Source organism: Pseudoalteromonas sp. GW168-MNA-CIBAN-0100, assembly GCF_040309225.1.
Lineage (GTDB): Bacteria > Pseudomonadota > Gammaproteobacteria > Enterobacterales > Alteromonadaceae > Pseudoalteromonas > Pseudoalteromonas arctica.
Genome location: NZ_JBEOOL010000054.1, coordinates 1 through 10,069 on the forward strand (window position 1 = coordinate 1; position 10,069 = coordinate 10,069).

The 10,069-nt window shown below is 39.6% G+C and carries 9 protein-coding genes and 1 tRNA gene; 7 read left to right on the forward strand and 3 right to left on the reverse strand.

The annotated features are described in order from the left end of the window. Positions 1–2: 2 nt before the first annotated feature. Positions 3–76, reverse strand: a tRNA-Asn gene (locus AAEY62_RS19785). Between the two features lie 1,052 nt (positions 77–1,128). Between AAEY62_RS19785 and AAEY62_RS19790 the strand changes: the two genes are divergently transcribed. From AAEY62_RS19790 to AAEY62_RS19810, 5 genes are all read left to right on the forward strand, one after another. Then, positions 1,129–2,508: an MATE family efflux transporter gene (locus AAEY62_RS19790; protein WP_350635872.1), complete on the forward strand. Its 1,380-nt coding sequence runs from the start codon at positions 1,129–1,131 to the stop codon at positions 2,506–2,508. Next, positions 2,505–4,499, forward strand: coding sequence for an excinuclease ABC subunit UvrB (uvrB, locus tag AAEY62_RS19795; RefSeq protein WP_007583893.1), 1,995 nt, complete (start codon positions 2,505–2,507; stop codon positions 4,497–4,499). The genes AAEY62_RS19790 and uvrB overlap by 4 nt, the downstream gene beginning before the upstream one ends. Positions 4,500–4,501: 2 nt before the next feature. Further along, positions 4,502–5,440, forward strand: a complete 939-nt coding sequence (locus AAEY62_RS19800; RefSeq protein WP_197183501.1) for a class I SAM-dependent methyltransferase — start codon at positions 4,502–4,504, stop codon at positions 5,438–5,440. Further along, a complete protein-coding gene (locus AAEY62_RS19805; RefSeq protein ID WP_197117351.1) occupies positions 5,441–6,121 on the forward strand; it encodes a tRNA (adenine(22)-N(1))-methyltransferase in 681 nt (226 codons plus the stop codon). A gap of 101 nt (positions 6,122–6,222) precedes the next feature. Beyond that, positions 6,223–7,245 (forward strand): hypothetical protein, encoded by a 1,023-nt coding sequence (locus AAEY62_RS19810; RefSeq protein ID WP_350635876.1) that lies wholly within the window; start codon positions 6,223–6,225, stop codon positions 7,243–7,245. Positions 7,246–7,249: 4 nt separating this feature from the next. On the opposite strand, the gene AAEY62_RS19815 is transcribed toward AAEY62_RS19810, so the two are convergent. Next, positions 7,250–7,492, reverse strand: coding sequence for a hypothetical protein (locus tag AAEY62_RS19815; protein ID WP_007583900.1), 243 nt, complete (start codon positions 7,490–7,492; stop codon positions 7,250–7,252). 470 nt (positions 7,493–7,962) lie between these two features. On the opposite strand from AAEY62_RS19815, the gene AAEY62_RS19820 reads away from it, so the two are divergent. After that, complete coding sequence (locus tag AAEY62_RS19820) at positions 7,963–8,412, forward strand: methyltransferase family protein (RefSeq protein ID WP_007583901.1); 450 nt, start codon at positions 7,963–7,965, stop codon at positions 8,410–8,412. 89 nt (positions 8,413–8,501) lie between these two features. On the opposite strand, the gene queC is transcribed toward AAEY62_RS19820, so the two are convergent. Continuing rightward, positions 8,502–9,158, reverse strand: coding sequence for a 7-cyano-7-deazaguanine synthase QueC (queC, locus tag AAEY62_RS19825; RefSeq protein ID WP_007583902.1), 657 nt, complete (start codon positions 9,156–9,158; stop codon positions 8,502–8,504). Positions 9,159–9,303: 145 nt separating this feature from the next. Here queC and queE point away from each other — a divergent pair, with 145 nt between their 5' ends. Next, positions 9,304–9,969, forward strand: coding sequence for a 7-carboxy-7-deazaguanine synthase QueE (gene queE / locus AAEY62_RS19830; RefSeq protein WP_024591014.1), 666 nt, complete (start codon positions 9,304–9,306; stop codon positions 9,967–9,969). The last annotated feature ends 100 nt before the right edge of the window (positions 9,970–10,069 follow it).

The window sequence follows — 10,069 nt, forward strand, 5'->3', positions numbered from 1 at the left end:
GGCTCCCCCTCCCCGACTCGAACGGGGGACCTGCGGATTAACAGTCCGTCGCTCTAACCAACTGAGCTAAGGGGGAAGCGTCTTGCCTTTCAACGGGGCGAAATATTAATGACCGCGCCGCAAAGTGTCAACATATAAAAGTCATAAATTGAAAAAAGAGGTTTATTCGTTGTTTTTGTGTTCGATCTGCGTGTTTTATAGCTCTATTAAAGTTACTTTTTTAAAAATTTAAGAATAACAATGTGACTTTTATTATTGCTGAGCCTTCAAATTGGTTAAATTAAACACGGTATTAAAGTGGCTTGTTATTAAAAAACAACTCAAAAACATAAAAACTCATTTTTTACTTAGCGATATTTTTCGTATTTAATTCGTTTTTTGTTTTAATTTTCTAAAAATATACCTATGCATATATTCACAGAAATATTTTTTGATCTAAATTGTGATCTAATCACTATGTATAAAATGAGTATTTGTTTTATCCGTTCAAAAATAGAGCAATCAATAACTTAACTTTGTATTAAACGTTTTTTTATACCTAACGTACAACTATGTTAAGAAGAAAAATTGGTGAGCTACAGTTTTTAGCGTGAGTTTATAAAAATGCCACAATTAACAAATGGTCAATTGGTTGGATATCACCGAAAATGGAGGCTCTCTCAAAGCCTTTATAAATGCGGGTTTGAATGAGTTATCCACGGTTTCTGTGGATAACTCTGTTTATGAAACTTTAAGAACATCATCGGCACCAATGGTTTAGGGTGCTACAACGATTTCAAGCTTTTAAATCACTATTTTTAATTCAATATAAAACAATGGGTTATGATTTGATGCTGAATGTATGCAACTCGATGAGGGAATTTTTTCGTAACGATAAACCAAGCAGTACCTTTGTGTAAAAAAGCATCATATATCACTGGGTGTTTGTAATAAAAGTTATAAAAATGTGTTTTAATTGGTTTTTGGTGTGTTTAGGCTCTATTTTAACAAAAAGATGCAAAAACTAAGCTTTACTATTTTTTCGAATCTTTACTTCTTTAATTACTTCAATTGTAGTGATAAATCCGTGGCTTGAACTGCCTTGATGCTTTAAAATGATTCGTTCAGTAAAAGAGGCCTATTTATTTCATGCGCGCAATTTCAAAATCCCAGACTCGCCCAGATTTACTAAACGATCCCATCTTGCCCACATTAAAGACGATGACCATCCCGATGATATTCGGCATGATCACGCTAATGATGTTCAATATTGTCGATACATTCTTTATAAGTTTACTAGGCACTGAGCCGCTTGCAGCGGTGAGCTTTACATTTCCGGTTACCTTTACCGTTATTAGCTTAGCAATAGGGCTGGGGATCGGTACATCGGCGGTAATAGCAAAAGCGCTCGGTAGTAATAAAATAGATGAAGCACGTTTTGACGCCAGTATTTCTTTAATGGTAGGTGTGGTTCTGGTTATTGTGTTGTCATCTGTTGGGTATTTACTGATTGACCCCATATTTACTTTGCTAGGAGCGGGCGCACAAGTATTGCCGTTAATACACGAATACATGAATATATGGTTTATTGGTAGTGTATTTTTAATAACCCCAATGATTGGTAACTCGGTACTGCGCGCCAGTGGCGATACAAAAACGCCAAGTATAGTAATGGGTGGAGCAGGGCTGATAAACGCCGTACTCGACCCTATACTGATATTTGGTTTTGGGCCAATACCTGCCTTAGGTATTCAAGGCGCTGCCATAGCAAGTGTTATTGCATGGTCGGTTGCTGTGGTTATTATTTTATATATATTAGCGGTTAAAAAACGCTTGTTGAGCCTAAAAGCAGGCAAGCAAACAGTGACTGGCGCTATTCGTAAAATATTAAAAATTGGTTTGCCTGCTGCCGGCGCAAACATGCTTACACCGGTTGCAATGGCCGTAATGACCGCTATGGTTGCGCATCACGGGCCAGAAGCCGTAGCCGCATTTGGAGTGGGAAGCCGAATAGAATCTATTGCAAGTATATTAGTACTTGCGCTATCGATGACATTACCGCCATTTGTTAGCCAAAACTTTGGCGCTGGCAAATTATGCCGCGTTAAAGAAGCGTATACCGGCACACTAAAATTTGTAATGGTATGGCAATTTGCCATTTACGTATTACTCATTGCATTTTCAGGTGTTATAAGCCAATTATTTGGTAAAGAACAAGCCGTAATAGATGTAATTAAACTCTTTATTTATACCATCCCGCTAAGTTATGGCTTACAAGGGGTGATCATATTATCAAATTCATCGTTTAATGCTTTACACAAACCAATGTACGCATTGGTATTAAGTGTCATTCGGTTATTCATATTTTATGTACCATTTGCTTATGTAGGCAACGAAATAGCCGGATTATTAGGGCTATTTATTGGCGCTGCTTTAGGTAACTTATTTACAGCAATAGTGGCATACAAATGGTTTATGAAAAAACTAGAAGCGCTGAGCGGCGAATCGTTACAGGAGTGCAATAATTGAGCGACCATTTTCAGTTAAAATCACATTTTAAACCAGCAGGCGATCAGCCCACAGCGATTAAGCAGCTATGCGAAGGATTAGAAGCAGGCCTTGCACACCAAACTTTATTAGGTGCCACCGGTACAGGTAAAACCTTTACCATGGCTAATATTATTAACGATTTAAACCGTCCAACAATAATAATGGCGCACAATAAAACGCTTGCCGCGCAGCTATACGGGGAAATGAAAGAGTTTTTCCCTAAAAATGCGGTTGAGTATTTTGTATCGTATTACGATTACTACCAGCCAGAAGCCTATGTTGTATCTAGCGACACATTTATTGAAAAAGATGCCTCGATAAACGAGCATATAGAACAAATGCGCTTAAGTGCGACCAAAGCACTGCTTGAGCGTCGCGACACTATTATTGTGGCGTCGGTATCGGCTATTTATGGTTTGGGCGACCCTAAATCATACATGAAAATGATGCTACTTTTAAAAGTGGGCGAAAAAGTAGACCAACGCGACATGCTGCGTCGCCTAGCTGAAATACAATACACCCGCAACGATATAGATTTTAGCCGTGGTACATATCGTGTTCGTGGTGAAGTGGTTGATATATTTCCTGCAGAATCTAGCACCTTCGCAATTCGCGTAGAAATGTTTGATGACGAAATAGAGCGCTTGAGTATTTTTGACCCGCTTACCGGCGCCGTCGAAAAGCATATAATACGCACCACTATCTACCCAAAAACACACTATGTTACCCCGCGTGAAAAAATACTCGGTGCTATCGATAAAATACAAGAAGAACTAAAAGATCGAAGAGCCCAGTTACTCAGTGCTAATAAATTAGTAGAAGAGCAACGCGTAACACAGCGTACGCAATACGATATAGAAATGATGCGGGAGCTAGGTTATTGCTCTGGTATAGAAAACTACAGCCGCTATTTATCGGGCCGTACGCCGGGCGATCCGCCACCCACATTACTTGATTACCTCCCAGACGATGCATTGATGATTATTGATGAATCGCACGTAACCGTATCGCAAATTGGCGCAATGTATAAAGGCGACAGAAGCCGTAAAGAAAACTTAGTTGAGTATGGCTTCAGAATGCCTTCAGCAATGGACAACAGGCCGCTGCGATTTGAAGAATTTGAAGCTATTTCACCACAAACAATTTATGTATCGGCAACGCCAGGCGACTTTGAGTTAGACCGTTGTGTGGGTGCAATCGCAGAGCAAGTAATTCGTCCAACAGGCTTGCTCGATCCACTTATTGAAGTGCGCCCAGTGGGCGATCAGGTTGATGACTTACTTTCAGAAATTTATAAAAGTGTAGAGAAGGGTGAACGCGTACTTGTAACCACTTTGACCAAACGTATGTCTGAGGATTTAACCGATTACTTAAGTGAGCACGACGTAAAAGTGCGTTACTTACATTCAGACATAGACACGGTTGAACGGGTTGAAATTATTCGTGATTTACGTGCGGGTGTGTTTGATGTGTTAGTGGGCATTAACTTACTTCGAGAAGGCCTGGATATGCCAGAAGTGGCGCTAGTAGCCATACTTGATGCCGATAAAGAAGGCTTTTTACGCTCAGCGCGTTCAATCATTCAAACCATTGGTCGTGCAGCACGTCACTTAGATGGTCGCGCTATTTTGTACGGTGATAAAATTACAAAATCGATGGCTAAGGCCATGGACGAAACAGCGCGCCGACGCGAAATTCAACATGCTTATAATATTGAACACGGTATTGAACCGCATTCACTAGCCAAAAAGATTCTTGATGCGATGGATGTAGGCGAAGAAGCCGGCCCTAAAGATAACCTTAGACTTGTTCGTAAAGACTCTAAAAAGGTACTTAGTGCGAAAGAAATTACAGTGCAAATTAAGCAGCTTGAAACCAAAATGCATGCATACGCAAGCGACCTAGAATTTGAAAAAGCGGGCTCTGTTCGCGATGAAATACATGAACTACAACAACAGTTGATTAATTAAAAATGACAGCAAACTTTACTCATCTTATTACTGCGCTTGAAGATGCGCCAATTTTAAAAAATGAACTGTGCCGTGTTTTTCATGGCCGTGGCCATAGTGTTGAGGCGTTAAGTCATATTAATTTAGACTTTTATCCGCCAAGTTTGTTTTTGGTTTCGTACGACGAAATTGACGAACAAACACTAAGCGAGCTTACCGATGTTGTGTGGCAGTGGGTACAAAAAAGCCAGCCAGAGCTTATTAGCTCACTTGTGTATCAGCAACGCGCTGGCGTACAAAGCCAAAACACCGTGGTTTATGGGCAATTACCTAACCCGCATGTTGTAACCGAAAACGGCATTCGTTTTTTGGTTGATTTACAGAGCCGTCAAAATACCGGAATATTTCCCGATATGCGCAGCGGCCGTGAGTTTGTAATGGCTAATAGTAAGCATGGCAAAGTGCTTAATTTATTTTCGTACACGTGTGGGTTTTCGCTTGCAGCAATGCAAGGCGGAGCAGATCATGTAATGAATATGGATATGAGCAAAGGTGTACTTAAAGTCGGCAAGCAAAACCATCAATTAAATGGTTTTGAGCGTGGCGTAAGTTTTTTACCTCACGATATTTTAAAGTCGTTTGGAAAACTAAAAAAAGCAGCCCCGTTTGACTTAATAATAGTTGATCCGCCAAGCTTTCAAAAAGGCAGCTTTATTTTAACTAAAGACTATCAAAAAGTGCTGCGCAGGTTGCCAGAGCTACTTTGCGATACCACACAATTGTTATTGTGCGCTAATAGCCCAGAGCTTAGCGAAGAGGCGTTTAAGGCGTTAATAAACGAGCACACCCAAGGCGCAATTGAATTTGTTGAGCGCCTAGCCCCTACCGAGCGTTTTATTGAAGTAGACAGCGACAGAAGCTTAAAAGCACTTATCTACAAAACGTCACAATCTGCTGATTAAATGAAGCTCAGCAAACGCCTAACTGCCATTGATACATTAATTTCGCAGCATCACGATATTATTTGGGATTGCTGCTGCGACCATGGTTATTTAGGCATGGCGCTATTAAAACGCGCAGCTGCAAACCAGGTTATTTTTGTAGATATAGTCGCCACTTTAATGAACGACCTAGAAACGCAATTATCATCTATTAATAAATTACAAAAAACCTGTAATAAAAATCCGCAGTGGCAGGTCTTATGTCAGGATGTAGGCAAAATTGAAATTGCTCAAAGTAAAAGCCAAGTAGTTGTAATCGCAGGTGTTGGCGGTGAGCTGTTGTTAAGTTTAATACAACAAATTATTGCTAATAATGCAGTGGAGCATTTGAATAATGTTCGTTTTATTTTGTGCCCAGTGCATCACACTTATAAGTTGCGAGTCGGTTTAAAGCAATTAGGTTTAGGGCTTGTAAGTGAGCAAATAGTTTACGACAACAAACGTTTTTATGAAGTGATTGAAGTGAGCTTTAGTAGCAATAATGAGATTAGTCACACCGGTAATAAAATGTGGGACTTTGCTAGTGCAGAACACGCTATGTACCAGCGCCAACTCATAAATCATTATAATAAAATGCTCAATAAAGATAAGCCATACTATCAAAAAGTTATAACAGACTATCAAGAACTCACCGATAGTTAAAAAAGCCCGAAAGTAGGGCGTACATGTGATCTAATTACGACATTGACGACGTAATGTGTTCATAGTTTATATCGCACAACGCGAGTTTATTTGGTTTATTTATGTCAGATAACAAGAGTCACATTAATCATTTGCTTAGCAATGAGCAAAAATGGCAACACAGTTACGAGCAACCTATTTCTTATGCACCCCTTGTGCAATTGGCTAATAGTAGCTGGGTAGTGCCACAACATTTTTTACGTTACAAGCACACGCTTGAAAGCGTAAACGAAGTGCTTGAAAGTATAGAATTTTCGGCTCACTTTAGGGTGCTTGCTGCACAAAAAGGTGAAGAAATTTACCTGCAAGTAGCAGTGCTGAGCCCAGATAACTATCAAAAAAGTGCATCTGCAAATGAAGGCAAAGCCAAAAAGCTATTATTTGGCAGACGCTGGATAGTAGAGGAAAACTTACCTACTTCAGAACTTATTCAAACTGCATTTTTAGCGTTAAAAGTAGCGCGTGAACATGAAGTAAGAGAGCTTTTTCAGTTAATGCAAAGCGGCGCAACAAGTACGCCATTTAATAACCATCACGACTTACCGGTAATGGCGCAAAACCCTGAGCTTGTTAAAAGCGAAAGTACTGAAAGCCGTGTTGATGAAGTGCTTAAACGTATTGTATTTGCAGGAAAAAGTATTGAACTTAAAAGTCAGCAGCAAATAGCCGAGCAACATTTATATACTGTTGAGCTGTTGTGTGAAGATTGCCAACTTAGCGAGTTTAATAAAAAAACAATCGCGTTTTTAACAGAAGATCCATCCGCTAATAGCTTTTTACACGCCTTAATTACAGCATTAGTAGCCACAAGCAATGATTACGTAAACGAGCAATTTAAGTACAAAGGTTTTGCCCGCTTTAGTAAACACGTTGTGGTTGAGCAAATAGGTAACTTAAGTATCGCTATGCGCTCGCCAAGTACCGTAGGGCTTTGCTCTATGGGTAAGCAACATGCTAATCAGTTAAATTTTGAGATAGACAGCGGGCGAGCACCACAGGGCTGCGGGCAAGCTATTGGTGGGTTTTTAGCTGCTCATGGCATTGAGCAGCCAGAAAATGCACATTTATATCCAAATTACTTATAACAATTTAAAGCTTATTAATTTCATCTTTAACGCTAAAGCTTGAATCGGTAACAATAGCCTCAAGTGTTTGTACACGCTCTTTTAATGCAAGCACTTGTGCATTTGTTTCAGCTAATTGTTTATGGGCATCGCTGTTGTTGTTTTGCATTTTATGCTTAAACTCAAGATGCTTTTTATACATATCGTAAACCACTCCTGAGCCAACCGAAATTAGCACAATAAGTACAATCATCGTAGTTCCAGACATAATCTCATTCCTTATCATTTTATTATTCGTTTATGGTTAAAGTATAACCTTTAAGCGCTTTTGATAAAGCTGACAATTGTAACTTAATTTGTATACTTTACTTAAGCTCAGGTTTGAGCGTGTTCATCATTTATACACTTTAGATATTGTTTAATGGCTAGGGCGTGTTAATCTTTGTGGATTGAAATTTGTTCAATCTAGGGGCGATTAAATCGCGGCGCGAGGTTTGTAACCTAGTGGGCTAAGTAAAAACCGAGCAACAAAGAGTTAATCGTCCCTAGAAAGAACCCAAAGGGCAGCGCATGTTTGGTCTTTATGCTGCGTTATCGCCTATTTATGGGGGATAGCCACACTACATAGGCTCTGCCTTGCCTAAAAACCAAACATACTGCTGCAAATTCAATCACCAAAGAACAACACGCCCTAATCTCCATATAATAAACATACTTTAGCCAATACAGTGAGTTGCCATGTTAAATAATAAAATACCTCCCGTTATTGTTGTGCTGTTTTTTGCAGGCATAATGGCGCTTATTGCGCATTACAGTGTTATTGATTTCACCGCATTTATTACCTACTTAGCAGCAAGTTTGGTCATTATAGGGTGTGTTTTTTGTATTGCAGGGGTGGTGAGTTTTAAAATAGCAAACACCACTGTAAACCCTAATAAACCTGAGCAAGCGTCAAAACTTATTACTAGCGGTATTTATCGGATTTCGCGTAACCCAATGTACGTAGGTTTTGCATTTATTTTAGCAGGGTGGGGTATTTGGTTAAGTTCCTTGTGGGCACTTTTATGTATTATAGGGTTTATTGCGTATTTAACGTTTTTTCAAATAATACCCGAGGAGCGTGCGCTCACTAAATTATTTGGCGAAGAGTTTACCGCCTATAAAGCGCGCGTAAAACGCTGGTTGTAATCTCTACGTTAAAATTAGACAAACAAAAAAAGGCTATCGATGATAGCCTTTTCTTGTTTACAGCAATTGTATTACTAATTAATTGGTGCTTATTCGTATTCTAACGGGTCTGTAATGTTATTTAGTGCAAATGCTTCAAGGCGTTCTTGGCACGCGCCACATTTACCACAGGCCTTTTCACGGCCGTTATAACAAGTCCACGTTTGGCTGTAATCTAAACCCATTTCAATACCGTCGGTTAAAATACCAATTTTAGTATTGTTTAAGTATGGGCTAAAAATTTCTACAGCGTCGTAATTTGCAATACGACACACATCATCCATTTTTTGCACAAATTCAGGACGGCAGTCAGGGTAAATAGCATGATCCCCAGAGTGAGCGCCGTAATAAACTTGGCCAGCTTTAAGTGATACCGCGTAACCAACAGCAAGCGAAAGCAAAATCATATTACGATTAGGTACAATCGTACTTTTCATGCTTTCTTCTTCGTAATGGCCTTCAGGCACATCAATATCATCAGTAAGTGATGAGCCACCAATAAGTTGGTTAATCGCCGAAATATCAACAATTTTGTGTGGAACGTTTAATTTTTCACACACACTTGCCGCCACTTTAAGCTCTTTTACATGACGCTGACCATAGTCAAATGATAGGGCATATACATCATGGCCTTGTTGCAGGGCTTTATTTAATACGGTAAATGAGTCCATACCGCCGGAATAAATAACAACTACTTTTTGCGTCATATCTGTTTTGCTCTTAGTTTTAATAGAGGTTTATATCAGGGCGCGATATACTACACGGCCGCAGCTTAAATAACAATTTTTGCACAGCGCTTTTTGGTTTTTTAATAGTAGCAATTTGGCTGCTAGGTAGTAAGTGAGATCTCTTTTGTACAAAATTAATGAAGTGTTTGAAACCATTCAAGGTGAAGCTAGCTTTACTGGCACACCCTCAATATTTTTACGTCTGCAAGGTTGCCCTGTAGGCTGCTCTTGGTGCGACACCAAGCAAACGTGGGATGTTGATAATGTATATAAAGTATCGCTGGACGAAACCGTAGAAAAAAAAGCCGACTCAGATCATTGGGCTAACGCCAGTGCAGAGCAAATTTTAGCGTTGTTTCAATCACGTGGTTACACCGCAAAGCATGTTGTAATTACTGGCGGCGAGCCATGTATGTTCGACTTAAATCCAGTATGTAACTTATTACACGAACACGGCTTTAGTACACAAATAGAAACCAGCGGCACGTTTGAAATACTCGCCCCAGAGCAAACATGGGTAACGGTATCGCCAAAAATCAATATGCGCGGCGGTTATGAAGTACTTACCAGCGCTATGAAGCGTGCCAACGAAATTAAACACCCCGTTGCCATGCAAAAGCATGTAGAAGAGTTAGAAGAATTATTTGCTAAAACAGGCGTTAATCCTAAGCTTGTTTATTTGCAGCCAATTAGTCAAAAAGTATCAGCAACTAAATTAGCAATCGACACCTGCATTGCCAAAAACTGGCGCCTATCAATACAAGTACATAAGTATTTAGGAATTAGTTAAAGCGCAGCTTAAAGTTATAGTACGTAGATACCATCTCTTCTAACCAGCCTCAAGCTTTCTTTAAATAGCTTGGGGCTGATATTCAGTTTGATTCTTCACA

What these genes read in the sequence shown, in the direction of transcription:
- AAEY62_RS19790 (WP_350635872.1), top strand. Translation starts at nt 1,129, where the DNA reads ATGCGCGCAATTTCAAAATCCCAGACTCGCCCAGATTTACTAAACGAT.
- AAEY62_RS19800 (WP_197183501.1), top strand. Translation starts at nt 4,502, where the DNA reads ATGACAGCAAACTTTACTCATCTTATTACTGCGCTTGAAGATGCGCCA.
- AAEY62_RS19805 (WP_197117351.1), top strand. Translation starts at nt 5,441, where the DNA reads ATGAAGCTCAGCAAACGCCTAACTGCCATTGATACATTAATTTCGCAG.
- AAEY62_RS19810 (WP_350635876.1), top strand. Translation starts at nt 6,223, where the DNA reads ATGTCAGATAACAAGAGTCACATTAATCATTTGCTTAGCAATGAGCAA.
- AAEY62_RS19815 (WP_007583900.1), bottom strand. Translation starts at nt 7,492, where the DNA reads ATGTCTGGAACTACGATGATTGTACTTATTGTGCTAATTTCGGTTGGC.
- AAEY62_RS19820 (WP_007583901.1), top strand. Translation starts at nt 7,963, where the DNA reads ATGTTAAATAATAAAATACCTCCCGTTATTGTTGTGCTGTTTTTTGCA.
- queC (WP_007583902.1), bottom strand. Translation starts at nt 9,158, where the DNA reads ATGACGCAAAAAGTAGTTGTTATTTATTCCGGCGGTATGGACTCATTT.